Below are 23,706 nucleotides of genomic sequence, written 5' to 3' on the forward strand. Positions count from 1 at the left end.
AAGCGGGAGGCACATGGACTGCATTCTTTCTTTCAATGGACCTGACGCGGACGTGGCGCAATTGCTTGCGCTGAGTCCTGTGGAGCCCATCAATGTATGGCGGCGGGGTGAGCCTTTGAGTTCCAGGCCGAACAGCAGATTGGCTCGCACCTCGGGGGTGGTTTTGCAGATCAGCGATGCGGAGTTCGAAGAGCTGGAGTTGCAACAGGCGGATGCGATCCGCTTCCTCAATGACCACGACCAGGCGTTGCAGGCCATGCGCACCGTCAAAGGTGTGGAGGTCGCATGCGTGGACTTTGGTATCGCCATGCGCAGCGTCATTGTCCAGTCCGATAGATTCCCCGCCGAGCTGATTGCAGCACTTGCCAAGGTGGGCTGCACCATGGAACTGACGCAATATCCCACGGGGCCCAAGGCCAGGAACCTGCGGCGTTACCGCAAGGCATTCCGGGCATCGGCCCCCTGAGGGATTTCACAGCGCCGGGAGTCGGCGGCCAGTTCAGGCCAGATCGCCGGCGCAAGGCAGGTACAGCCCCTCCGCCGTCGTGATCGACCGCGCCGCGCGCACGGCCCGCGCCGTGGCAATCGCCGTGGCCTCGGCCGCCATGGTCGACAGCACCATCATCCCCGGGTTCTTGCCCGAGATGCCCGTGCCCAGGGTGAAGAGCGTGTCCCCATCGGACATGGTGTGCACCGGGTTGATGCTGCGCGCCAGGCCGTCGTGCGCGGCCACGGCCAGGCGGTGGGCCTGCACCTTGGTGATGGTGGCATCGGTCGCGATCACGCCGATGGTGGTGTTGGTGCCTGCCAGCAGCGGCTTGGGCGCCTCGCCGCGCAGCAGGGCGCGGCGCGTGTCGCGCAGCTGGCGGCCATCGTCGGTGCGGGCGCCGGCGATCACCTGCGCCGTGTCGGGGTCGATCACATCGCCCAGGGCGTTGCATGCGATCAGCGCACCCACGGTGACGCCATCCACGGTGACCGATGCCGTGCCGATGCCGCCCTTCATCGCGTTGTGGATGCCGAAGATCTTGCCCACGGCCGCGCCCGTGCCCGCGCCCACATTGCCCTCGGCCGGGTCGGCGCGCGAGGCGGCCTCGCACGCTGCGTAGCCCGCCGCTGCATCGGGGCGAACGCGCATGTCGCCCACCAGCAGGTCGAACAGCACGGCGCTGGGCACCAGGGGCAGGCGGCCCACCACCACGTCGAAGCCGATGCCGCGCTCTTCCAGCCAGCGCACCGCGCCGCTGGCGGCATCCAGCCCCCACGAGCTGCCGCCCGCCAGCATGATGCCGTGCACCTTTTCCACCAGATTCGATGGGTCGAGCAGGTCCGTCTCGCGCGTGCCGGGCGCGGCGCCGCGCACGTCCACGCCACCGACTGCGCCTTCGCGCGCCAGGATCACGCTGCAGCCCGTGGGCCGGCGCGTGTCGGTGAAGTGGCCGACCTCGATGCCGGGGACACGGGTGATGCTGCCGGCGTCGTGGTTGGCGTGGGTGCCGGAAGAGGTGAAAGTGGTTGTCGTTGGGGTCGTCATGGCCTGTGATTATGGGCGGTGGAAAAGCGCGGTCAGCAGGTCCAGCAGTCGACCTGTTTTCGGCCCCGATGTAACAGTGTGCTTTGAGGGCTTTTGAACGTGACGGGTATCACCTCTCTTGCGACAGCGGAGCACCACAATGGGGCGATAAAACAAGAGAGGAAGGATCACCATGACAACGACACCACCCTGGCGTCAGGCTTTGGCCTGTCTGTTGCCCGCGCTGCTGGCTGGCCTGGGTTCATCGGGCGCCGTGCAGGCGCAGAGCATAGCAACGGGTTCGCGCCATGGGCTTGCACTGCAGCCAGATGGCAGCGTGCTGGCCTGGGGCGACAACCGGCAGGCGCAATTGGGCCAGGGCAGCACCATCTATGCCGACACTCCGCGCGAGATCGCGCTACCGGTCAAGGCCAGGAAGGTGCAGGCCAGTGCCACGGGTGCGCTGCTGCTGGATGCCCAGGGTGATGTGTGGAGCTGGGGCACCAACCGCAAGGGGCAACTTGGCGATGGAACGCGCGCGGACCGGGCCGAGCCTAAGCTCATCTTTCGCGGCGCGGTCGAGATCGTCAACGGGGGCGGCACCGCGCCTTCGTTCCTGATCGACAGCGAGGGCCAGCCCTGGTGGTGGGGCCCCCTGCCCACGGGCGGTGATGCCGCATCGCCGCAGCGCGCAGCCCAACTGCCGGCCCGCCTGGTGCGCTTGAAGCACGAGGCCAATACCACCGTCGCCCTCGATGAACAGGGCATCGTGTGGTCCTGGGGGCGGGGGGCGGCATGCTCCGATTCGACCGGCGTCAGCGCTCCGGTGGCGATGCGAGGCCTGCCGCGCATCACGGAGTTCTCTCAGACGGTATGGACACCCTTGTCCTACCAACCCGAGCATTCGCGCTGGAACCCGCCGCCCGCATCCCTGGTGTATGCGAAGGATGTCGATGGCAACATGTGGCAATGGGGAACCGCGATGCGCGGCTACCCTCCCGACTCGGGGAATCCGCCCATGGTGGTCTGCCCTGCGGCCCGCATCGCCATGGATGGCAGCCAATTCGGCGTGTCCATTTATGCCCCCTATCCCGCCCTGGCGCAAATGGGCGTGCGCTTCCTGCGGGCCGGGTACCTTGGCGGCAGCAACATCACCACGGGACTCGCGGAAAACGGCGACCTGTGGCAGTGGCGCAATCCCACGTCGGAAAATCCGGACGGGACGGCTGTCACGGTCAACCGGATAGCGACGGGCGTGGCGGACTTCAGTGCCTTCCTGCCCGATCCCCGCCTTGCGGCCCAGACCCAAGGGGTCTTGTTCATTACCAGCGAGGGCCGGCTGTATGGCACGGGGCCCAACACCAGCCTTCACCTGGGCCCGTTTGACGGCGCGCAGGGCTCTTCGTCCAGCCCGCAGCCATTGCGTTTGCCCGGCAAGGCCGTGAGCGTCCATGCGCGTACCACCGGCAGCTTTGCGTTGCTCGAAGATGGCCGCGTCTACGGTTGGGGCGCTGCCGCAGGGGCCGCCAGCCCGACAAGCAACATCAACTGGCGGACTTTCCGCCAGGTGCCGACGCTGATCGCGCTGGGTGCGCCGGTGGTCAAGCTCGCGGTGTCCGAGACCACCGTGTTCGGTGTGGATGCACAGGGCCAGCTGTGGAGTGCCTATGGTCGCGGCAATGGTGAGTTTACCAACCGCACATTCAAGCCGGCCCTGGTGAGCCGCAGCACGGGAATGCCGCTGGTGCGGGATGTCGCTACGGCGGTGCAGGGCTTCGCTGCAATGGTGGGAGTGGACGGCTCGGTGTGGACGATCGGCAGCCCTGTCGCGGTGCAGCAGCCAGCGGGGCAGGAGGGCTTTTCGTGGTTCCAGTCACCCGGGCAGGTGGTGGGCTTGCCACCCTCTATCGTGCAGGTAGCCGCCACCGGGTATGCAACATCCTTTGCGCTGGATGCATCTGGAACGGTGTGGTACTGGGGCGGAACGCCGCAATTCGGCGTCACGGCAACTCCTTTTGACTGGAACGGGAGCCCGGTCCGGGTTCCCACCGCGCTGCCGCTGGGCCAGAAGGCGGTGTCCATCCACGCTGGCAGCGACTACGCATTCTGTGCCGTTCTGCAAGACGGCTCGGCGCAATGCTATGGCCGAGATCTCAATGAGCACCGGGGCACGCGCTTTCGCCTGCATGCCCCCATCAAGGAGATGTCCATCAGCGGCGATGAAGTCATCTCCAGCCCGCTGAGCGGCAGATCCACCGGCACCATCCACTTTCGCCTTGCTGACGGCACCGTCTGGGCCTGGGGCCAGGGGCGCCAAGGCCAGTTGGGTGCTGGGGTGTATGCCAACGCCGCAGAACCTGTGCCCGTGCTCAACGAGGCCGGCACAGGCGACCTGGATCTCGACCCGGCAACACCCAATGTGCCTGCGGCAAGCCGTCCGCCATTCCGTGTCAAGACGCGCCTGGCGGGCAACCTGCGCACGCTGTCGTTCAACGCGGACGTGTTCGGTGCCGGTGATGGTGGTGCGGGCAGCGGCGCCACCAACCTCTACGTCTTTGCCACTGCAGACCTGCGCACCTGGATGCAGCTGGACGAGCAGGGCCAGTGGAGCCTGCTGCGCTCGCCGGTGCCCGCTGCGGCCAGCAACGCGCCGCTTGCCGGGCAAAGCCAGTCGGTGCCGCTGCCCATCCTGCCGCAGTTCGTAGGCACGGGCCTGGCGGGTGTGCGGGTATTCGTGGGGCAGGGGCGCGATGCGCAGGAGATGCTGCAGGCGCAGCGCTTTCGCGAGGTGCTGGAGCTGGCGCCGGAGGAGTGAGTTCTCTGTCGTAAGGCGGTGTGCTCTCAGTTCGCCACCGGCTCGATGCGCGTCACCACATAGGCGCCGGCCTGCTGTTCGGCGCGAAAGCGCACCTTGGCCCCCGCCTTGACCTGCGCGGCCTGGGCCGGGTCGGTGATGCGGAACACCATGGTCATGGGCGGCATGTCCAGGTTGCGGATGGGGCCGTGGCGCAGCGTGACCTTGGCGCTGGCGGCGTCCCAGCGCACGACCTCGCCTTCGCTGAGCTCCGGTGTGGCGGCAGCAGGGGCATTGGTCGCCTGGGCCGCGGCGGGCGCCGCGTGGCTGCCGTGGTCTTCGCCATGGTCATGGTCGTCGCCGGCGAAGGCGGTTGCCGCGCTGAAAAGCAGTGTGGTGGCGAGCAGGGCGATGCGCAGTGGGTGGGTGGTGTGGTGGGTCATGTCGATTCCTTCTTGTTGCCTGGGTAGTTCTTGAAAACGCGGGTGCTGCCGTTGCGTGCAACCAGCAGCACGGCATAGCTGTCCTTGCGGCCGCCATAGGCGGGGCCGTCCATGCCGGGTGAGCCGATGGGCATGCCCGGCACAGCCAGGCCCAGCGCATCGGGCTTTTGCCGCAGCAGCGTGCGAACGTCGCTGGCAGGCACATGGCCTTCGACCAGGTAGCCGCCGACCAGCGCGGTGTGGCACGAGCCGAGCTTTTGCGGCAGGCCCAGGCGGGCGCGCACAGCGTTGTTGCCGGTGTCGTGGACCTTCACGGCAAAGCCATTGGCCTGCATGTGGTCCACCCAGTCCTGGCAGCAGCCGCAGTTGGGGTCTTTCCAGACCTCGACGGGGGTGGGTGCCGCCGCTTGCGCGGCAAAGGGCAGGGCGCCTGTGGCGAACAGGGGCAGGGTGACTGCGAGCCAGGCGCGGCGGGACGGGTTGGAGGTTTCCATGGCGGTTCCATTCTCAGTGTGGGTGGTGCGATGCGCCAGGCTTGCGCGCGCTGGCGGCACCGGGCGCGCTGCCCGGCGTGGTGGCCCGTGGCGGGGCCGGCGTGGCGGCGGGCGCGCCCTGCCATTCATACGCCTGCGTGCCGGGCGGCTGCTGGTAGTCGCCCGGGTCGCGGTAGTCGCCAGCGGCCTGGTTGGCGCGCACCTTGAGGGTGGTGAACATGCCGCCCATCTCCAGCGGGCCGTAGGGGCCGGTGCCGGTCATCATGGGGAAGGTGTTGTCGGGCAGCGGCATCTCCATGGCGCCCATGTCGGCCATGCCGCGCTCGCCCATCACCATGTAGTCGGGCACGATCTTCTGGATCTTGCCGACCAGGCCCTTGTGGTCCACGCCGATCATGGTGGGCACGTCGTGCCCCATGGCGCCCATGGTGTGGTGGCTCTTGTGGCAGTGAAAGGCCCAGTCCCCGGGCTCGTCGGCGATCAGCTCCACCTGGCGCATCTGGCCCACGGCCACATCGGTGGTCACCTCGGGCCAGCGCGCGCCCTTGGGCACGGGGCCGCCGTCGGTGCCGGTCACCTCGAACTCGTGGCCGTGGATGTGGATGGGGTGGTTGGTCATGGTGAGGTTGCCCACGCGGATGCGCACGCGCTCGCCCTGGCGCGCCACCAACGGGCTGATGGCGGGGAAGACCCGGCTGTTCCAGCACCAGATGTTGTGGTCCAGCATGGTGTTGACCTTGGGCGTGCGCGCCCCGGGCTCCACGTCGAAGGCGTTGAGCAAGAAGGCGTAGTCGCGCTGTACCGTGGCGATGTGCGGGTGCGCGGCCCGGGGGTGGGTGATCCACAGGCCCATCATGCCCATGGCCATCTGCACCATCTCGTCGGCATGCGGGTGGTACATGAAGGTGCCGGGGCGCCTTGCCACGAACTCGTAGACGAAGGTCTTGCCCGGCTGGATGGCCGGCTGGTTCAACCCGGCGATGCCGTCCATGCCATTGGGCAGGCGCTGCCCGTGCCAGTGCACGGAGGTGTGCTCGGGCAGGCGGTTGGTGACGAAGATGCGCACGCGGTCGCCCTCCACCACCTCGATGGTGGGGCCGGGGCTTTGCCCGTTGTAGCCCCACATGTTGACCACAAAGCCCGGCGCGACCTCGCGCACCACGGGCTCGGCCACCAGATGGAACTCCTTGACCCCGGCGTTCATGCGCCAGGGCGCGGTCCAGCCGTTCAGGGTGACCACGGGGTTGTAGGGCCGGCCGGCGGGCGGGTGCAGCGGCGGCGCGGTGTCGGCGCTGGCCTGCAGGGCGGGCTCGGGCAGCGCGGCCAGGGCCACGCGGCTGACGGCGGCGGTGGCCACGGCCGTGGCGGCGCCTGCCGTGAAGAAATGGCGTCTTTGCATGTCAGTGGCCTTGTGGGGTGGATGCGGCGGTGGCGCCGGAGGCGAGGCCCTGCAGGGCGCCCGGTGAGGTGCCCGTGAGGGCCAGTTGCAGATCGGTCTCGGCCAGCCAGAAGTCGCGCTGCGCCTCGATGGCGCCGGCCACTGATTGCGTGCTGGCGCGCGCCTCGGCCAGCAGCTCCCACACGCTGGCGAGCATGCCGTTGTAGCGCAGTGTGGTCTCGTCCGCGATGAGCTGGCGCAGCGGCACCACCTCATCGCGCTGCTGGCGCGCCAGGTCAAGCGCCGTGCGGTAGGTGAGCCAGGCGCTGCGCACCTCGCTGCGGGCGCGCACGGCGGTGTCCTGCAGCGTGGCGGCGCTCTGCTCCACGCGTGCCTGGGCACGGGTGCGCGCGGCGCCGCCCCAGTCGAACAGGGGCAGCGGCACATCGAGCTCCCAGCCGCGCGTGGTCTCGCGGTGACCGCTCTCGCGCTCGATGGCGGTGTTGCGCTGGTAGGCAATGCCGATGTCGCCGAACACGGCACCCGCGCGGGCCCAGCCCTGCTGGCGTGCCTCGGTGTCAAGCTGGCGGCGCGCGGCCTGCACGTCCAGGCGCTCGCGCAGCGCGGTGGCCTCGATCCCATCGGCAGGCAGCGCCGTGGCGGGCAGGGCCGGCAACTGTTCGGCGAGGGTGTAGCCCGTCTGCGCCCCCCACAGGCCCATGCTGCGGCTGAGCTGCTCGCGCGCGGTGGCGGCAGCCAGGCGGGCGCGGGCTCGCTGGGCATTCGCTTCCTGCAGCACGGCCTGCTCGCGCGCATGCTGCAGGCGGCTGAAGTTGCCCACGCGGGCCATGCGGCGCGCCAGTTCTGCACCGGCCTCGGCGGCCTCCACCATGCGTTCGTGCGTGGCAGCCACCTGCTCGGCAGCCACGGCGCGCAGCCAGGCGCGGCGCGTGTCGGCGGCCAGGGCCACCACCTCCTGCGCGGCCTGCAGCGTGGCCACCTGCATGCGCTCGGCCTGGCGCTCCATGCGCCAGGGCAAGGTGACCAGGTCCAGCAGGCTGAAGGCCAGCGTGCGCTCGATCTCGCGCTCATGGCTGTTGGCCAGCCGCGCGATCGAGAACTGCGGGTTGGGCAGGGTGATGGCCTGCACGCGCTCGGCGTCGGCCACGCCCAGCGCGGCCAGCCGGGCCTGCAGGCCGGGGTTGTGCAGCAGGGCGATGCGCACGGCCGCGTCCTGCGTGAGCGGCTGGGCCAGCCAGCCGTCGATGGCCTGGCGTGCCTTGTCGCGCGCGGCCGGGTCGACGGCGGGCAGGGCGGCATCGGCGATGCCGGTGCGGCCCTGGGTAAGGGTCTGCACGTCGCCGCGCAGGCCATCGGGCGACACGCTGGCGCAGCCTGTGAGCCATGCGGCCAGGGCCACGGCAGGCCAGCGGGGGAGCGTGCGTGCGGTCGCGCTCATGGCTTGTGGCCCTGGTGGTGGGCCGCCGGGGCCGTGCCCTGGCCGGCCTCCCAGCGCACGATGTCGGCGTGGCCGCGCGGGAAGGCGGCGACGGCTTGGTGGGCGGTGCGCCAGTCGGCCAAGGGTGCATCAACGCCCGGCTGTGGCTGCATGGGGGTGTAAGCCAGCGGGGCGTGGGGGGCCTGGGGCACTGCCGCCGGGGCCGGGTCGGCAGCAGCAGGCGGCTGTGCCCCTGCCATGGCGGGCAGCAACAAGGCCAGCCATCCCAAAGGGCGCAGCAAGGGCCAGCGAAGAACGGGTAAGAGGTCGCGCATGGTGCGGTCTCCAGAAGAAAACGGGAAGGGAACGGCGCCGTGGCCTGCGGTGTGCGCGCGGTATCGGGATACCGGGGCTGTCTGAGCGTGCAGGGGCGGGCGGGCTCGGGGCGGGGGCAGTTCAGGCAGGGGGCGAAGTGCAAGCCCATGCGCCAGGGCACCGGCGCGCAAGGGGCGCCGCTGTGGTGGGCAGTGGTTTGCCAGGCGCTCCCGAATGGGCCTGAACAGGCCCCGGGGGGGCAGCCTCAGGCTATGGGCGGCTTGATGGCCAGCGCGGCGGTGGCGCTGTCAAACGGGGTGGCGGCCGCAGGGGCGGCGCCGGCAAGCAGCGGCAGGGGCGCAGCCGGCATGGCCGGTGGCTCCATCAGGGCCGTGTGGCAGATCTCGCAGGCCGTGCAGTTGGCGTGCTGGCTGTGCGTGGCGCAGCCAGTGCTGGTGGGCGCGCTGCCGTCGCAGGCCAGCGCACCCGCATCGGTGCCGCCATGCCCGCCACCATGCGTGCTGCCATGGTCTGCGGTGTGGGCTGCATCGGTTGCGGATGCGTGGCCGTGCTGGCCATGGTGGTCTGCAACCGCAGCCGGCGCTATCGCCGCCGGCCCATGCTGCATGGGCAGCATCCCTGCGGCCATGGCGGTGCCCACCAGGCCCCGAAAGACCAGCACCACCATCAGCAGATAGAACAGGGGGCCGCGACGCATAGGACAATGATAAGACCTTTGGCTGAGGAGTTCCGCAGGCGCCCGCTTGTCGCATGGTTTACCCGCAAGCTCGCCGCGCACACCCCGCCAGGGGTTACGATGTATCCAGATGTTTTTGTGGCCGCCGCAGGCTGAGCGGCTGCCTGCCCATCCTTCCTCTTTCGCGAAAGGCCCCATGCGTGCTTTGCCGCCGTTGGCTACGGGCTCCCTGTCCGCCAGGATACGGCTGCTGATCCTGGTGGCCACGCTGCCCGCCCTGGTGCTGGTGGCCTACCAGGCAAAGGCCAACCGCGAGGAGTCGGTGGCCGCGGCGCGCGAAAATGCGTTGCTGATCACCCGCACCCTGGCCTACAGCCAGCAGAGCCTGATCGACACCACGCGCACCTTTTTGCAGCAACTGGCCACGACCCGCCGGGCGCAGCAGCTCGATGCCCCCGATTGCTCGCACTACCTGGCGGAGGTGCTGGCGCTCAACGCCACCTATATCAACATCGGCCTGCCCCGCGCCGATGGCGATCTGCGCTGCAGCGCCGTGCCGCCCAGGGCGCCGGTGAACCTGACCGACCAGCCGTACTTCCTGCGGGCCATCGTGGCGCGCGAGTTTTCGGTAGGCAGCTTCCAGGTGGACGCGGCGGTCGGCCTGGCCAGCGTGAGCTTTGCGCAGCCGCTGATCGACCCCGAGACCCGCGCCGTGTTGGGCGCTGCGGTGGCCGTGGTGTCGCTCGACTGGTGGAGCCGCCGCCTGCACGAACTGGGCCTGCCCCAGGGGGCCGTGGCCCGCGTGCTCGGCCCCGATGGCCGGGTGATCGCGCGCTTTCCGCCCGATGCGCAGGAGCTGGGCACCCAGCCCGACCTGCCCCAGCCGGGCGCTGGCGCACAGGCCCTGCGCGGCGGTGCCAGCCTGCTGGAGACCGAGGATGGTGCCCGCTACATCGAGGTGGCGCGGCCCCTGCTCGAATCCCAGGGCAGACCGGTGGCCAGCATGCGCCTGTCGGTGCCGCTCGATGCGCTGTATGCCCAGGTCGCGCGTCAGATGTGGCGCGACATCGGCTTTTTGCTGCTGGGCCTGCTGGCCTCGTTCGTGCTGGCGCATGAAGGGGTGCGCCGCGGCGTGGGCAAGCCGCTGGCACGGCTGCTGCGGGCCACCGACCAGCTCGCCCAGGGCCAGCAGGTGGCTGCGGTGCCCGAGACGGGCTTTCGCGAACTGGCCCAACTGGCGCAGCGCTTCAACCACATGGCCCAGGCCCGCCAGCAGGCCGAGGGCGAGCTGCGCCAGAGCGAGGAAAACCTGGCCATCACCCTGGACTCCATCGGCGACGCAGTGGTGGCCACCGACGCCGCGGGGCAGGTGGTGCGCATGAACGGCGTGGCCGAGCAGATGACCGGCTGGCCCCTGCGCGAGGCGCGGGGGCGGCCGCTGGCGGACGTGTTTCGCATCGTCAATGCGCGCACCCGCGAGCCATCGAAGGACCCGGTGCAACTGGTCATGGGCAGCGGCCAGGTGGTGGAGCTGTCCAACCACACCACGCTGATCGCCCGGGGCGGCACCGAGTACCAGATCGCCGACAGCGCGGCCCCGATCCGCAATGCCGCAGGCGAGATCACCGGGGTGGTGCTGGTGTTCAGCGACGTCACCGAATCGTACAGCGTGCGACGCCAGCTGGAAGACAACGAGGCGCGGTTTCGCACGCTCACCATGCTGTCCTCGGACTGGTACTGGGAGCAGGACGCGCAACTGCGCTTCGTGACCCTGGAGGGCGAGGCCGCCAGGCGCACGCTGCCGGGCCCCCAGTGGCATGTGGGCAAGACCCGCCACGAGGTGGCTACCGACGACGGCGGCGGGGTCGCTGCGTCGGATGGCATTGCGGTGGACTGGGAGCAGCACGAACTGACCCTGCGCGAGCACCGCGAGTTCCGCGATTTCGAGTACCCCCGCCGCTCCACGGGCGGTGCGGTGGAGTGGGTCTCGGTGAGCGGCACGCCGATGTTCGATGCGGACGGCAATTTCCTGGGCTACCGGGGCATCGGCAACAACATCACCGAGCGCAAGAATGCCGAGCGAGAGTTGCGCATTGCCGCCATCGCCTTCGAGTCGCAAGAGGGAATGCTGGTCACCGATGCCGACACCGTGATCTTGCGCACCAACCGCGCCTTTACCGAGATCACCGGCTACGACAGTGCCGATGCCGTGGGCCGGCGCGCCAGCTTTCTCGCGTCGGGTCAGCACGACGAGGCCTTTTTTGCCGGCCTGCGCCGGACCCTGGACAGCGTGGGCGAGTGGAGCGGCGAGATCTGGAACCGCTGCAAGGACGGGCAGGTGAACCTGCACCAGATGGGCATCACGGCGGTCAAGGACGCCCAGGGGCGGCTCACGCACTACGTGGCCTCGCTGAGCGACATCACGCAGAAGGCGGCCGCCGCCAAGGAGATCGAGCACCTGGCCTTCTACGACCCGCTCACCCTGCTGCCCAACCGGCGCCTGATGATGGACCGGCTGCAGCAGGCCTTTGCCAGCAGCGCCCGCTCGGGCCAGTACGGTGCGCTGCTGTGCCTGGACCTGGACCACTTCAAGAACCTCAACGACACCCTGGGCCACGACATGGGCGACGTGCTGCTGCAGCAGGTGGCCCAGCGCCTCAAAGCCTGCGTGCGCGAGGGCGACACCGTGGCGCGCCTGGGCGGCGACGAGTTCCTTCTGCTGCTCAAGGGCATGAGCAGCGAGCCCACCGAGGCGGCGGAGCACACCCAGACGGTGGGCACCAAGGTGCTCGCCGCGCTGAACCAGCCCTACCAGCTGGCCCTGCACCACGTGCACAGCACGCCCAGCATCGGCGCCGTGCTGTTCAGCGGGCAGAGCCAGTCGGTGGACGAACTCATGAAGCGTGCCGACCTGGCCATGTACGCCGCCAAGACGGCAGGGCGCAACGCCGTGCGCTTTTTCGACCCGCGCATGCAGGCCGCAGTCACCGCCCGCGCCGCGATGGAGAACGACCTGCGCGCCGCCCTGGCCGAAGAGCAGTTCCGCCTGTACTACCAGGTGCAGGTGGGGCAGGGCGAGCGGGCCATCGGTGCCGAGGTGCTGATCCGCTGGCAGCACCCCGTGCGTGGCCTGGTCATGCCCGGCGAGTTCATTCCCCTGGCCGAAGAGACCGGGCAGATCCTGGCCATCGGCCTGTGGGTGCTGCGCACCGCCTGCCTGCAGCTGCGCCGGTGGCAGGACGACCCCGCCCGCAGCCACCTGCAGCTGGCCGTGAACGTGAGCGCGCGCCAGTTCCGCCAGGGTGACTTCGTCGATCAGGTGTTTGCCGTGCTGAGCGAAACCGGCGCCCGCGCCGACCACCTCAAGCTGGAGCTGACCGAGAGCATGGCGCTGGACAATGTGCAGCACACCATCGCCAGGATGAACGCGCTGCGTGCGCTGGGCGTTGGCTTTTCGATGGACGACTTCGGCACCGGGCAGTCCTCGCTGTCCTACCTCACGCGGCTGCCGCTCGACCAGCTCAAGATCGACCAGAGCTTCGTGCGCAACATCGGCATCCAGGAGACCGATGCGCTCATCGTGCAGACCATCATCGGCATGGCGCAGAGCTTGGGCATCGACGTCATCGCCGAGGGCGTGGAAACCACTGCCCAGCGCGAGTTCCTGGCGCAGCACGGCTGCAACCTGTGGCAGGGTTATCTGTTCAGCCAGCCCGTGCCGCTGGAGAACTTCGAGCAGCTGATGGCGCAGCGGTATGCCGGGAGTGCGTAACAGTCCCGGCCCTTGAAGCAGTCAGTACGCGCCACCCACGCCCGCAGCCGCCTGGCCGCGTCGCCCTTTGGGGGGCGGCACGAGGCGCTCAGGGAGTAGTCACGCTGCTGGCGGATACGGCGGCACATGCCCGCCTTGCGCCAGCGCGCTGGCCACGGCGAACATCAGCTCCAGGTTGATCTGCTCGGGGTCACGCGGCACCACATCGTAGTGGCACAGGGTGCCCAGCAGCGTGCCGCCGGAGTCCATGACCGGTACGCCGCAGTAGGTGGGGACCGCCTCGCGGGCAGGGTGGCCTTCGGTGCGCGGGTCCAGCAGGGCGTGGGCGGTCTTGAACACGCCCTTGCTGTCGCGCACATAGCAGCAGTAGGTGGCGGTTTCTGCCACGGCCTGCGCGCGCAGGGTGTCCGGGTTTTCCTTGTCGAAATGCACGGCCGCATCGGCCTTGCCATCCTGAAAGCGCCAGATGCCGATGAAACGGTAGTCCGTGAGGCCTGCCAGGTAGGCCAGGGCATCGCGCACGCCGCTGGTGGCCAGAACGGCCTGGAACTGCTCGAAATCACGGACGGTGTGGGCTGGCGCCATGGGCACTCCAATGCGGGGACAGTGCATTGTAGGCAGGTGGGAAAACATCCTGTTTCATTTGTGCCCTCGGGCTTTGCAGGGCTTTGAATGCAACGCTTGTTCCGACAGGGGTGTGCCCGGTGGGGCATGGCACGGAAAATGCTGATACTCTGAAGGCCTTACGCACCCCGACACCCATGCACCAACCCCAGCCTGCAGTCTCCCACCCGCCCAGGCCCGCCAACAAGGGCGGTGCGTGCATCGGCCGCGCGCCCTTGCCGTGACGATTTCGCTCAAGTCCCACTTCCAGCCGATCTTCAGCCTGGCCCATCGCCGCGTGGTCGGCTACGAGGCCCTGCTCCGGGGTACCACGCCCAACGGCACGCCCGTGCCGCCGCCCGAACTCTTCGCCCGCTGCCAGTCGGTCGAAGAGCAGACCGCGCTCGATGTGGCCGCCTGCGAGCTGCACGCCAGCAGCTTTGCGCGCTTTCCCAGGCAGGCGCACTGGCTGTTTTTGAACGTGGATGCCTCCATCTTCTCCAGCGGCAACGCCATGTCTGCCTCGCAGCGCCTGCTGCAGGTCTGCCGCCAGTCGGGCCTGGCGCCCCACCAGATCGTCGTCGAGATTCTGGAGACCGCGATCGATGACCACGTCGATCTCGAAGCGCAGGTGCGGGAACTCAAGGCCCAGGGCTTTCTGCTGGCGCTGGATGATTTCGGCGCCGGCCACTCCAACTTCGACCGGGTGTTCACCCTGGCGCCCACGCTCGTCAAGCTCGACCGCAGCGTGGTCGTCAAGGCTGCGCAGAGCCAGACCGTGCGGCGCGTGACCACCCAGATGGTCTCGCTGCTGCACGAGTGCGGCGCGCTGGTCCTCATGGAAGGCATAGAGCGGCGTGAGGAAGCCGTCATCGCGCTCGACTCCGACACCGACTTCGTGCAGGGCTACTTCTTCGGCCGGCCCGCCGCGCAACTGCTGCCGCCGACCCACACTTGCGCAGAGATCGAAGAAACCTGGGCCCTGTGCGGCGACCGCTGGCACGAGCAGCGCCGCGAGTACCGCGACCGCCTGCAGCCCTATGTACAGACCATGGTGCACGCCTGCGCCGGCATGCAGGCCGGGGCCTCCCTGGCGGAAGCCTGCGCCGCCTTTCTCGGGCTGCGCAACGCCGATGTCTGCTACCTGCTGGACGCCAGCGGCCACCAAGTGGGTACCAACCTGTTCTCCGGGGGGCATGGGCCGGTGCTGGCCGAGCGCGACGCCTTCGCCCCGCTGCGCGACACCACGGGCGCCCGCTGGTCGCGCCGGCCGTACTTTCGCCGCGCCCTGGGCGACGTCGGCGTGGTGCAGGTCACGCGCCCCTACCGCACCATGCAGAGCCTGAGCATGTGCATCACGCTGTCCGTAGGCTTCGAGCAGCACGGCCAGCGCCTGATCATCTGCGGCGACATGGAGTGGACGCCCCTGGACGTGCGGCCGGATTTTTCCGATACGGTGTCCTGACCCCCAGCGGGGCTACCGCCGCTGTCACCACCCATTTTGGCGCTGGCCTTCGGCCCGTCTTCAAGGTACAAGCTCCAGTCCATCCGTTTGCACTGGAGACCTATGCGACTTCGCAACGCCCTGGCCATGCTGGCCCTGATCCTTCTCACCGCACTGCAGTCCGTTCATGCGCAAAAGACCAGCCCTTACGAATACGACGAGATGCGCGACAGGATCAAGCGCTTCGGCACGGGCAATGCACCGATATATGTGTGGGTCCTTACGGGGTTCGATGCGCTCACCATGCCGGCAGACCGCCGGGCGGTGGAGCTGCAGGCGCGCATCCAGCAGGTGGTGACCGAATTGGGCAGCGAGGTGCTGCCGGGCGGGCGCAGGGTCAACCCGCTGGGCGGCGTCATCTTGTGGGTGACCGAGCCGGGCCTGGAGATACTGCAGGCTAGCAGTACCGCGCGCAGGGTGGCCATTGGCCGTGAGTGGTGGTACGACACCTTCCTGTCCAGGGAAAACGGCCTGGACGAGATCGAGCGCCGCCTGCGCCAGAGCGCCAACGGCAAGGTGGATGTGGAAATCACCGTCGATGTGCCCGGTACCGAGTTTGACATCGACCGCCACACCGGCGAAGCCAGCCAACTGATCCAGACCCCGGAGCAACAGCGCACAGCCGTGCAGTCCGCACTGGCCTTGCTGACCGTGCTGGGCGTGCCCATGTACCCCCCGCCCGCCACCACGGCGAGCGGCGCCATCACCGTGCTGGACATTTCGGGGGTGGAGCGCAATGGCACCATGCTGCTGCGGGCCAACGAACAAGGGCTGGCAGAACTGGCCGGGGAGCAGCGGGGCATCATCGCCATGAGGCCCGTGGGCTACCTGCCCATGCGCCCTGCCAACATCAGCGCGCAGCCCTACGGCAACCCACAGGGTGCGGGGCAGACACGCGTGTCTCTTTCGCTCAAACGCGCCTACATGACCAGCACCCCTGCCAGTGTGGCGCCGTACCGCAGGTCCAACCAACGCCTTTTGGACAGCGTGCTCGATCCCTACACCGTCATCGGAACACCGCAGTGGGGCTCGGATTTCAGCTATATCCAAGCGGTGCTGTCCGATGCCGACGTGGAGCGCCTGCTGCGCAGCGGCGACCAGCGCCTGCAGGCGATCAGCATTGAAAAGCCCACCAATCGGACCGGACCAGCGCCCTGAGCGCATGCCTGCATGCGCAGGTTTCGAGCCCGTGTCGGCGTGAAGGTGCTCACGTCCCCATGTACCGCCCCGGCCGGTGGTTCATGGCCAGCACCAGGTTCAGCGCCACCGCCCCCGCAATCGACCACAGCACGCGCAGCGGTTCCACCGTGAACAGTGCCAGCAGCACAATGCAGCAATCCACCGCCATCTGGACCTTGCCCGCGCGCCAGCCATAGCGGTCCTGCAGGTACAGCGCGGCAATCCCCACGCCGCCCAGGCTGCAGCGGTGCCTGAAGAGCACCAAAAACCCCGTGCCCGTGATGGTGCCGCCCGCAATCGCGGCATACAGCGGCTGCAGCTGCGCGAACTGCAGCAGCTGCGACTGCAGCTCGGTCAGTGCCGACAGCAGCAGCACCGCGATGAAGGTCTTCACCGTGAACGCCCGCCCCAGCTTGCGCAGCGCCAGCCAGTAGAACGGCAGGTTGATCACAAAGAACAGCTTGCCAAAGCCGATGCCCGTGGCGTAGTGCGCCAGAAACGCCAACCCCGCCGTACCGCCCGTGAGCAGCCCGGCACTGGTGAAGAAGGCCACGCCCACCGAGATCAGCAGCACGCCGGTGAAGATGGCGACGGCGTCTTCGGTGGGGGTGTGGGGGGCGGGTGGGGCGGCGGTGGTCGGGGCCGGGGAGGGCGCCGCAGGAGGCGCCGAGGGGACGGGGTTGGTCATGGCGAGGGAGTCTCTGGGCGGGGCATGGATTGGACCACGCAAGCGGCGTGCCCGGCTTGTCGTGGGTCAAACCGATGGAGTCGTTTGGAGGCGGGGCAATGCAGGCTTGCGACGGGTGTTGCCGGGCGGTCCATCATGGTCAGCGTCTGCTGGAGTGAGAGGCGGCCAAGAACAGCGAAGCCAGCCCGGCGCCACGAGCTGGCTTCCATCTCAGCAAGGGTCGGTGGGCCTGGCGCGGCCGTCTTGCCTGATGCAGGGGCGATTTTAAGAGAAAGAGGACATGCCGCCCGCCAGGCAGCCGTGCGCTACCGCAACGTGGCCGGTCACAGCTGTTTGCCAGGCGCAGCGAGATGGACTCGCCGACGTGGAGCATCGACGCCGCCAGTCCTGCGGCCGTCATTGAGCGCTTCGGGGCCGTAACCGCCGAGCAGCACCCTGTCGATCTGCTCAAGGCCTTGTTGGCCGCTCTCGGCTGCCCGAGGACCAATGGGTCGAACGCTGTAGACGGCTGACGTCGGCCTTCCCGCTCGTCTATAAGCCGTGGCTACTCAGCCCGCTTTCCCCACCACCCGCGCAATATGCGCCACAAACAACCTCACCGCCTCCGCCGTGTTCTCCTTCGCCCAGACCACCCCCACCGGCCCGAAGCGGATCGTGCGGTCCAGCGGCAGGATGCGCATGTTGCCCAGGGCCACCTGGTACTGGGCCATGGCCTCGGAGCACACGCCGATGTAGTCGCCCTGGTGCACCAGGGCCTGCAGGGTGGTGATGGCGGCGGTTTCCACCTTGGGCAGCAGCCAGGTGGCGCCGGCGTCGAGCAGGGCGGCATCGAGCTGCGAGCGGGTGAGCGTGCCCTTGGGCGGCATGATCCAGTTATCGTGGACCAGGTCGATCAGGCGGATGGGGCCCTTGGCGTCCCAGTGGCGGCTGGCGCGGCCCACCACCAGGCAGACGTTGTCGTCGAACAGCTCGCGGTGTTCCAGCCCATCCTTGTAGGCGCGTGAATCGAGCGAGCACACCGCCAGGTCCAGCTGCTTGTTGTCGATGCCTTCAAGCAACTGGGTCAGCGGGCTTTCGGATACGGTGACCGAGATGTAGGGGTACAGGGCCTGGAACTCCACCAGCGCCTGCGGTATGGCGCGCGCCACCCCTGCCCACACGCTGCCGATGTGCAGGCGCGCGGTGCGCCCTTCGGCCAGGGCGCCCAGCTCGGCCTGGGTGCGCGAGATGTCGCCCAGCACGCTGATGGCCAGGCGCTTCATGATGATGCCGGCCGGCGTGAGCTGGATGCGCCGCCCGCGCGTGACCAGTTGGGTGCCCACCAGTTCCTCCAGGTCGGCCAGCCAGTGCGACATGGCCGACTGCGTCATGTGCATGCGCGCGGCGGCCTCGGTCAGGGTGCCGGCGTCGTCCAGCACCATGAACGATTCCAGATGCTTCACTTTGAGCCGGCGGGCCCATGCCACTTGGTCGTACGTCGTCATGAGTGAATGCTAATGGATCCATCGCGCGAATTCACTGGTCGCCGGGGCGACGGCACCGAATAATTGCCGGCATGCCTGCAGCGCTTTCTTTCATGCTGCTGCCACCTTCAAGCCGCCCACTTCCCGGAGATCTGCCGATATGAAGAAACCTTTCTGCTTTGCTGCTGCCGCCAAGGCCGTGGCCCTCGCCCTGTCGCTGGCCGTGCTGCCCGCCGTGCACGCGCAGGAGGCCAACTACCCCAGCCGCCCGATTCGCCTGGTCGTCTCGCAGCAGGCGGGTGGTAGCTCCGACACCGTGGCGCGGCTGTGGGCCGAGCATGCGGGCAAGGCCATCAACGCCACCATCACCGTGGAGAACAAGCCCGGCGCTGGCGGCATCATTGCCGCGCAGCAGGTGCTGGGCCAGCCGGCCGATGGCTACACGCTGATGTTCGGCGGCGTCTCGCAGATGGTGCTCAACAAGTTCGTCTACAAGCCGCTGCCGTACGATCCAGAGAAGGACTTCGTTGGAGTCGGGATGCTGAGTACGGTGCCCTTCGTCCTGGTGGCCAACCCGGCCACGGGCTTCAAGTCGCTCGACGACCTGGTGAAGTACGCCAAGGCGAATCCTGACAAGCTCAACTTCTCCTCCTCGGGCCTGGGCAATTCGACCCAGCTGGCGGTGGAGCTGCTGCAGAAGAAGCTCGGTATCAGCATGACCCACGTGCCCTTCAAGGGCGAGCCCGATGGGCTGATGGCCACCATCGGCGGCCAGACGCAGGTGATGGCGCCCGTGGGCGGCTCGGCGTTGCCGCACATCAAGAACGGCAAGATCGTGCCCCTCGTGGTGCTGGCCCCCTCGCGCCTGCCCGAGCTGCCCGACGTGCCGGCCGCCAACGAGCTGGGCGTGAAGGACTTCGACACCATGGGCTGGAGCGGCATCGTCGCCAAGGCCGGCACGCCCGCCGCCATCATCGCCAAGCTGCACGAGGGCACGCGCGCCTTCCACGCCAGCGCCGAGGTGCAGGCCAAGCTCAAGGGCATGAACGCCATCTCCATGGCCGGCCCTGCCAGCCAGTTGATGGAGGTGACGCGCCGTGACACCAAGGCCTGGGGGCCAACGCTCGAAGGCCTGAACCTCAATCCCAAGTAAATCTGGCCTGTCTTCGCGGCGGTCGCCCTGCGTGGCGGCCGCTGCGCAGCCGCTTTTCTCTCCCCCATTCTTTCCCGAGTCTCCCCATGAAAAAACAAGCAATGGTGTCCTGCCCGCAGCCCGAGGCGGCGGAGTCCGGCATCGAGGTCCTGCGCGCCGGTGGCAACGCGGTGGATGCCGCCGTGGCCATCGCGCTCTCGCAGACCGTGGTGGACCCGCTGATGTGCGGCATCGCGGGCTTTGGCACGGCGGCGGTGTTCCTGCCGGGCAAGGCGGGTAAGGAGGCGCATGAGTACTTCGACTTCCATGCGCCCGCGCCGTTGGCCGCGCGCGAGGACATGTGGGCGGATCTGCTCGAAGGCGAGACCAAGGACGGCTTCGGCTTCATCCTCAAGGGCCGTGTCAACGACATCGGCGCGCAATCCATCGGCACGCCGGCAACGCTCAAGGGCCTTGCGGCCATGCACAGCGCGCACGGCCGCCTGCCGTGGAAAGAGGTGGTGGCCCCGGCCATCGCCTGGGCGCGCGATGGCTACTTCGTGCGCCCCGGCATGCACTCCTTCTGGATTGACCAGACCCTGGCCGGCCGCGCCAGCAACATGGACCGCCTGCACTACAGCGACGAAGGCCGCGCCCTGTACTGCCGCCCCGACGGCAGCGCCAAGCCCATCGGCACGCCCATCGTGAACGGTAACTTCGCCCAGGTGCTGGCCCAGGTGGCCGCTGAGGGCATCGCCCCGTTCTACGAAGGCGAGCTGGCCCGGCGCATGGTGGAGCATGTGCAGTCGCTGGGCGGCCTGCTCTCCATGGACGACTTGCGCAGCTACCAGGTGCGGCGCACTCAGCCGCTGGTGGGCCGCTACCGCGACCGGGTTGTGATCACCAACCAGCCCCCGGGCGGCGGCGCCATGCTGCTGCAGATGCTCACCATCCTCGAAGAGTTTGCCCTGGGGGATATCGAACACAACGGCCCCGAGTACCTGCGCATCCTGAGCGAGGTGATGAAAAAAGCCACCACCGACAAGGACCGCCACATCGGCGACCCGGCCTTCGTGGAGGTGCCGCTGGACCAACTGCTGTCGAAGGAGAATGCAGCCCGCGTGGCCGCCGACATCCGCGCCGGCAAGCGCCACAGCGTGGAGCGCGTGAACCTCGGTGCCCCCGTGCCCAAGGACACCACCCAGGTCAGCGTGGTTGACGGCGAGGGCGGCTGCGTCTCGATGACGCATTCGCTGGCCATGCCCTCGGGCGTGATCACGCCGGGCATGGGCTTCTTCTACAACGGCTGCATGGGCGTATTCGACCCGCGGCCCGGCCGCGCGGGCAGCATCCAGCCGGGCAAGAGTCGCTTCACCTCGTCGTGCCCGAGCATCGTCTTCAAGGACGGCAAGCCCGAGATCGTGCTGGGCGCCCCCGGCGGCACGCAGATCGCCATGGGCGTGCTGCAGGTGCTGCTCAACCTCATCGACCACCGCATGGGCATGCAGGAGGCCGTATCGGCCCCGCGCTTTTCGTCCACCAGCAACTCCATCGACGTGTGCAACCGCATCCCGCGCTACGTGGCACGCGAGCTGCAGGCCCAGGGCTACGAGGTGCTGCGCAACCCGTACAACTACACCATCGGCTGGGTGCACGGCGTGCAGATCGGTGCCGACGGTGCGTTGCATGGCGGGGCCGATCCGGGGCGTGACGGGGTGGCCTACAGCACCGCAGTGGCCTGAATGACCCGGCGCACCGGGTCTTCTCCTACAAGGCCGTCAGTGCGCGGCTGACAGGGTGGCGTGGGGCTGGCACGGACAGTGGGGTGCATGCGCCTTCCGTCCTCTGCCAGCACCCGACTGCCTCGCCCGCTGGCGCGGCGGGAGGGTTTGCGGCACCTATTTGAGCCCGGCCAGGTAGGCGGCGATGTGCCGCGCGTCGGCAGGGCTCAGGCCCATGGCCGGCATGGCCGTGCCGGGCTTCACGGCCTGCGGCTCGCGCAGCCAGCGTTCCAGGTTGTCGGGGGTGTGCGGCAGCACGCCTGCGATGTTGCTGCGCAAAGCAAAACCTGCAAGCGAGGGGCCCACATGCGTCTCGGGCCCGGTCACGCCGGGAATCCTGTGGCAGGCGTTGCAGGCATGCTGGTACAGGGCCTGGCGGCCCAGCACGGCATTGCCCGTGGTGGGCGGCGCAGCGGCCATGCGCGCCGCGCCGCAGGTGGCAATGGTGCCTGCGCTGCGCGCGGCGTCCACCTGCTCCAGCGTGATGGCCTGGAAGGCGGCCACGTCCAGGTCGGGCAGGCGCTGCAGAAAGGCCACGGTGGACCACAGCTCCTCTTCATCGAGCCGGTGCTCCCAGGCGGGCATGCCGCTCATGCGGATGCCGTGGCGGGTCAGCCAGTACATCTCCTTGGTGCTCCAGCGCCGCGCCGCATCCACCAGCGGGCCGGGCACGGGCTGCATGCTCTTGCCGATGTCGCCCTGCGCCACGCCGGGGCCGCCATGGCATTGCAGGCACTGGTCGCGGTAGCAACCAGCGCCGCGCAGCACCATGGTCTCGGTGAAGGGCGGCGGTTCGTCCACGCTGCTGCGCGCACGCAGCTTCACCGACTGGTGCATGGCGCTTTCGAGCAACTGGTACACGGGTTTGAAGTGCTGCTCGCTCGCGGCCACGTTGTACAGGCCCAGGTAGACCGTGGCGAAGTCGGCTGCCGTGGCCAGCACGGCCAGGCTGAGCAGCGTTGCGAAGAGGGTGGCGTAGACGGTGCGTCGTCTGTGGGGCATCGGTTGATTATGTGGTTGTGCCATGCGCAGGGCTGTAGGACGTGGGGATGCGCATGAGGCGCTTGCTGCAGATCCTGGCGCTTGCATTGGCTTGTGCATTGGCATGGCCCGTGGCGGCCTGGGGCGGTGATGCACCGCCCACCGGCCGGGCCCTGGGCGATGCGCGGCGCGGCGCCCTGCTGATCGCGCAGTACCAGTGCGGCGCCTGCCATGCCATCCCGGGCATCGCCAGCGCGCGTGGCACCGAGGGCCCGCCGCTGGCGGCGTATGGCCTGCGCAGCTACATCGCCGGCCGCGTGCCCAACCGGCCCGACCTGCTGGCGCGCTGGATCGCACAGCCCGCAGCCCTGGTGCCATCGACCACCATGCCCGACATGGGTGTGCCCGAGCGGGATGCGCGCGACATGGCGGCCTGGTTGAGCGAGCAGCGCTGAGGCATGGCATGACCGTTGCATCCACCCTGGTCCCCGTGCTGTCGCCCGCCGGCCCGGCCGCGCAGGCCATTGCCGAAGTCAGCTGGGTGCTGATCACCGGTGCCACGCTGCTCTTTGTGGGCACCATGGCGCTGCTGGCCTGGGCGCTGTTTCGCAAAAAGCAGGTCGGGGGCGAGTTGCGCACCGGGTGGTGGCTGGCCGGCGGCGGGCTGGTGCTGCCGCTGGTGGTGCTGACCGCCTTGTTCTTCTACAGCCTGCACCGCGCCCCGCCCTGGAAGGCCGTGCCGCCGGCCGATGCGCTGGTCATCTCCGTCACGGGCCGCACGTGGTGGTGGGAGATCCGCTACCGCGACCCGGTGAGCGGCGCGACCATCACCACCGCCAATGAGCTGCGCATGCCCGTGGGGCGGCCGGTGTACCTGGGCCTGTCGAGCGCGGAGGTGATCCACAGCCTGTGGATCCCGGAGCTCGGGGGCAAGATGGACATGGTGCCGGGGCGGGTGAACCATTTGTTGCTGCAGGCGTCGCGGGCGGGGGTGTACCGGGGGCAGTGTGCGGAGTTTTGTGGCGAGGCGCATGCGCGGATGGCGCTGCATGCGGTGGCGATGGAGGCTGGGGAGTTCGATGCCTGGCTGGCGGGGCAGGCCAGGCCTGCGGTAGTTTCTTCGTCGTCTGCTGTGTCGCTGCAGGCGGGCAGGGCGGTTTTTGAGGGGCAGAAATGTGCTGTGTGCCATACGGTGCGGGGGGTGGCCGAAGGCTCGAAGTTGGGGCCGGACCTGACGCATGTGGGGAGTCGGTTGTTCATTGCTTCGGGGACCTTGAAGAATGGGCCTTTGGAGATGAAGCAGTGGTTGGCGCAGGTGCATGAGGTCAAGCCGGGGGCGCGGATGCCTTCTTATGCGCGGTTGTCGCAGGGGGAGATGGATGCGTTGGCGCAGTGGTTGGGGGCGTTGAAATGATGTGCTGGCGTTCGTCTGTTCGTGGTGGCGCCTGTCCTTGTTTTGAGGGCGGAAGCCGGGTCTCGGCCCGGCGGCCGAGGTACTTGTTCTTTGCTTCGCCAAAGAAAAGTACCCAAA

At 68.6% G+C, this 23,706-nt stretch carries 20 protein-coding genes; 9 read left to right on the forward strand and 11 right to left on the reverse strand.

Going from position 1 to position 23,706, the window contains the following annotated elements; translation table 11 throughout:
• Positions 1 to 13 precede the first annotated feature (13 nt).
• Positions 14 to 466, forward strand: a complete 453-nt coding sequence (locus ASE28_RS27870) for a hypothetical protein (RefSeq protein ID WP_157422164.1) — start codon at positions 14 to 16, stop codon at positions 464 to 466.
• A 33-nt stretch (positions 467 to 499) separates the two neighbouring features.
• Here the strand turns inward: ASE28_RS27870 and ASE28_RS27875 are convergent, their stop codons facing one another.
• Complete coding sequence (locus ASE28_RS27875) at positions 500 to 1,534, reverse strand: P1 family peptidase (protein WP_057269365.1); 1,035 nt, start codon at positions 1,532 to 1,534, stop codon at positions 500 to 502.
• A gap of 172 nt (positions 1,535 to 1,706) precedes the next feature.
• On the opposite strand from ASE28_RS27875, the gene ASE28_RS27880 reads away from it, so the two are divergent.
• Positions 1,707 to 4,328 carry an RCC1 domain-containing protein gene (locus ASE28_RS27880; RefSeq protein WP_082608293.1) on the forward strand — a complete coding sequence of 874 codons (2,622 nt, stop codon included), beginning with the start codon at positions 1,707 to 1,709 and terminating at the stop codon, positions 4,326 to 4,328.
• Positions 4,329 to 4,354: 26 nt separating this feature from the next.
• Here ASE28_RS27880 and ASE28_RS27885 read toward each other — a convergent pair whose 3' ends face one another.
• From ASE28_RS27885 to ASE28_RS27910, 6 genes are all read right to left on the reverse strand, one after another.
• Positions 4,355 to 4,750 (reverse strand): copper-binding protein, encoded by a 396-nt coding sequence (locus ASE28_RS27885; RefSeq protein WP_057269367.1) that lies wholly within the window; start codon positions 4,748 to 4,750, stop codon positions 4,355 to 4,357.
• Complete coding sequence (locus ASE28_RS27890; protein WP_057269368.1) at positions 4,747 to 5,244, reverse strand: DUF411 domain-containing protein; 498 nt, start codon at positions 5,242 to 5,244, stop codon at positions 4,747 to 4,749. Before ASE28_RS27890 ends, ASE28_RS27885 begins: the two co-directional genes overlap by 4 nt.
• A gap of 13 nt (positions 5,245 to 5,257) precedes the next feature.
• Complete coding sequence (locus ASE28_RS27895; RefSeq protein WP_057269369.1) at positions 5,258 to 6,643, reverse strand: multicopper oxidase family protein; 1,386 nt, start codon at positions 6,641 to 6,643, stop codon at positions 5,258 to 5,260.
• 1 nt (position 6,644) lies between these two features.
• Positions 6,645 to 8,081, reverse strand: coding sequence for a TolC family protein (locus tag ASE28_RS27900; protein WP_057269370.1), 1,437 nt, complete (start codon positions 8,079 to 8,081; stop codon positions 6,645 to 6,647).
• Positions 8,078 to 8,395 carry a hypothetical protein gene (locus ASE28_RS27905; RefSeq protein ID WP_157422165.1) on the reverse strand — a complete coding sequence of 106 codons (318 nt, stop codon included), beginning with the start codon at positions 8,393 to 8,395 and terminating at the stop codon, positions 8,078 to 8,080. Before ASE28_RS27905 ends, ASE28_RS27900 begins: the two co-directional genes overlap by 4 nt.
• Positions 8,396 to 8,640: 245 nt before the next feature.
• A complete protein-coding gene (locus ASE28_RS27910; RefSeq protein WP_057204594.1) occupies positions 8,641 to 9,093 on the reverse strand; it encodes a hypothetical protein in 453 nt (150 codons plus the stop codon).
• Positions 9,094 to 9,268: 175 nt separating this feature from the next.
• On the opposite strand from ASE28_RS27910, the gene ASE28_RS27915 reads away from it, so the two are divergent.
• Positions 9,269 to 12,844: an EAL domain-containing protein gene (locus ASE28_RS27915; protein WP_057269371.1), complete on the forward strand. Its 3,576-nt coding sequence runs from the start codon at positions 9,269 to 9,271 to the stop codon at positions 12,842 to 12,844.
• A 99-nt stretch (positions 12,845 to 12,943) separates the two neighbouring features.
• On the opposite strand, the gene ASE28_RS27920 is transcribed toward ASE28_RS27915, so the two are convergent.
• Positions 12,944 to 13,429 (reverse strand): GAF domain-containing protein, encoded by a 486-nt coding sequence (locus ASE28_RS27920; RefSeq protein WP_057204598.1) that lies wholly within the window; start codon positions 13,427 to 13,429, stop codon positions 12,944 to 12,946.
• 259 nt (positions 13,430 to 13,688) lie between these two features.
• Here ASE28_RS27920 and ASE28_RS27925 point away from each other — a divergent pair, with 259 nt between their 5' ends.
• Entirely contained in the window at positions 13,689 to 14,912 is a 1,224-nt protein-coding gene (locus tag ASE28_RS27925; protein ID WP_057269372.1) for an EAL domain-containing protein, read from the forward strand.
• Between the two features lie 102 nt (positions 14,913 to 15,014).
• The gene (locus tag ASE28_RS27930; RefSeq protein WP_057204603.1) at positions 15,015 to 16,109 is read left to right on the forward strand and encodes a hypothetical protein; all 1,095 of its coding nucleotides are present in this window, start codon (positions 15,015 to 15,017) and stop codon (positions 16,107 to 16,109) included.
• 49 nt (positions 16,110 to 16,158) lie between these two features.
• Here the strand turns inward: ASE28_RS27930 and ASE28_RS27935 are convergent, their stop codons facing one another.
• Positions 16,159 to 16,818, reverse strand: a complete 660-nt coding sequence (locus ASE28_RS27935) for a YitT family protein (RefSeq protein ID WP_057269373.1) — start codon at positions 16,816 to 16,818, stop codon at positions 16,159 to 16,161.
• A 548-nt stretch (positions 16,819 to 17,366) separates the two neighbouring features.
• Entirely contained in the window at positions 17,367 to 18,302 is a 936-nt protein-coding gene (locus ASE28_RS27940) for a LysR family transcriptional regulator (RefSeq protein ID WP_057269374.1), read from the reverse strand.
• Between the two features lie 139 nt (positions 18,303 to 18,441).
• Between ASE28_RS27940 and ASE28_RS27945 the strand changes: the two genes are divergently transcribed.
• Together ASE28_RS27945 and ggt are read left to right on the forward strand one after the other, a co-directional pair.
• Positions 18,442 to 19,434, forward strand: a complete 993-nt coding sequence (locus ASE28_RS27945) for a tripartite tricarboxylate transporter substrate binding protein (protein ID WP_057269375.1) — start codon at positions 18,442 to 18,444, stop codon at positions 19,432 to 19,434.
• Between the two features lie 86 nt (positions 19,435 to 19,520).
• Positions 19,521 to 21,155, forward strand: a complete 1,635-nt coding sequence (gene ggt / locus ASE28_RS27950; RefSeq protein ID WP_057269376.1) for a gamma-glutamyltransferase — start codon at positions 19,521 to 19,523, stop codon at positions 21,153 to 21,155.
• A 156-nt stretch (positions 21,156 to 21,311) separates the two neighbouring features.
• Here ggt and ASE28_RS27955 read toward each other — a convergent pair whose 3' ends face one another.
• Complete coding sequence (locus tag ASE28_RS27955; protein WP_057269377.1) at positions 21,312 to 22,196, reverse strand: c-type cytochrome; 885 nt, start codon at positions 22,194 to 22,196, stop codon at positions 21,312 to 21,314.
• 53 nt (positions 22,197 to 22,249) lie between these two features.
• Here ASE28_RS27955 and ASE28_RS27960 point away from each other — a divergent pair, with 53 nt between their 5' ends.
• On the forward strand, positions 22,250 to 22,630 hold the full coding sequence (locus ASE28_RS27960; protein ID WP_057269429.1) for a cytochrome c family protein: 381 nt from the start codon (positions 22,250 to 22,252) through the stop codon (positions 22,628 to 22,630).
• Between the two features lie 8 nt (positions 22,631 to 22,638).
• A complete protein-coding gene (gene coxB / locus ASE28_RS27965) occupies positions 22,639 to 23,589 on the forward strand; it encodes a cytochrome c oxidase subunit II (protein WP_057269378.1) in 951 nt (316 codons plus the stop codon).
• Positions 23,590 to 23,706: the final 117 nt, after the last annotated feature.

The organism is Acidovorax sp. Root219, from assembly GCF_001428665.1.
Lineage (GTDB): Bacteria > Pseudomonadota > Gammaproteobacteria > Burkholderiales > Burkholderiaceae_C > Acidovorax.

Excerpts from the sequence above, each read along its gene's own strand:
- ASE28_RS27870 (WP_157422164.1), top strand. The coding sequence starts at position 14 with ATGGACTGCATTCTTTCTTTCAATGGACCTGACGCGGACGTGGCGCAA.
- ASE28_RS27875 (WP_057269365.1), bottom strand. The coding sequence starts at position 1,534 with ATGACGACCCCAACGACAACCACTTTCACCTCTTCCGGCACCCACGCC.
- ASE28_RS27880 (WP_082608293.1), top strand. The coding sequence starts at position 1,707 with ATGACAACGACACCACCCTGGCGTCAGGCTTTGGCCTGTCTGTTGCCC.
- ASE28_RS27885 (WP_057269367.1), bottom strand. The coding sequence starts at position 4,750 with ATGACCCACCACACCACCCACCCACTGCGCATCGCCCTGCTCGCCACC.
- ASE28_RS27890 (WP_057269368.1), bottom strand. The coding sequence starts at position 5,244 with ATGGAAACCTCCAACCCGTCCCGCCGCGCCTGGCTCGCAGTCACCCTG.
- ASE28_RS27895 (WP_057269369.1), bottom strand. The coding sequence starts at position 6,643 with ATGCAAAGACGCCATTTCTTCACGGCAGGCGCCGCCACGGCCGTGGCC.
- ASE28_RS27900 (WP_057269370.1), bottom strand. The coding sequence starts at position 8,081 with ATGAGCGCGACCGCACGCACGCTCCCCCGCTGGCCTGCCGTGGCCCTG.
- ASE28_RS27905 (WP_157422165.1), bottom strand. The coding sequence starts at position 8,395 with ATGCGCGACCTCTTACCCGTTCTTCGCTGGCCCTTGCTGCGCCCTTTG.
- ASE28_RS27910 (WP_057204594.1), bottom strand. The coding sequence starts at position 9,093 with ATGCGTCGCGGCCCCCTGTTCTATCTGCTGATGGTGGTGCTGGTCTTT.
- ASE28_RS27915 (WP_057269371.1), top strand. The coding sequence starts at position 9,269 with ATGCGTGCTTTGCCGCCGTTGGCTACGGGCTCCCTGTCCGCCAGGATA.
- ASE28_RS27920 (WP_057204598.1), bottom strand. The coding sequence starts at position 13,429 with ATGGCGCCAGCCCACACCGTCCGTGATTTCGAGCAGTTCCAGGCCGTT.
- ASE28_RS27930 (WP_057204603.1), top strand. The coding sequence starts at position 15,015 with ATGCGACTTCGCAACGCCCTGGCCATGCTGGCCCTGATCCTTCTCACC.
- ASE28_RS27935 (WP_057269373.1), bottom strand. The coding sequence starts at position 16,818 with ATGACCAACCCCGTCCCCTCGGCGCCTCCTGCGGCGCCCTCCCCGGCC.
- ASE28_RS27940 (WP_057269374.1), bottom strand. The coding sequence starts at position 18,302 with ATGACGACGTACGACCAAGTGGCATGGGCCCGCCGGCTCAAAGTGAAG.
- ASE28_RS27945 (WP_057269375.1), top strand. The coding sequence starts at position 18,442 with ATGAAGAAACCTTTCTGCTTTGCTGCTGCCGCCAAGGCCGTGGCCCTC.
- ggt (WP_057269376.1), top strand. The coding sequence starts at position 19,521 with ATGAAAAAACAAGCAATGGTGTCCTGCCCGCAGCCCGAGGCGGCGGAG.
- ASE28_RS27955 (WP_057269377.1), bottom strand. The coding sequence starts at position 22,196 with ATGCCCCACAGACGACGCACCGTCTACGCCACCCTCTTCGCAACGCTG.
- ASE28_RS27960 (WP_057269429.1), top strand. The coding sequence starts at position 22,250 with ATGAGGCGCTTGCTGCAGATCCTGGCGCTTGCATTGGCTTGTGCATTG.
- coxB (WP_057269378.1), top strand. The coding sequence starts at position 22,639 with ATGACCGTTGCATCCACCCTGGTCCCCGTGCTGTCGCCCGCCGGCCCG.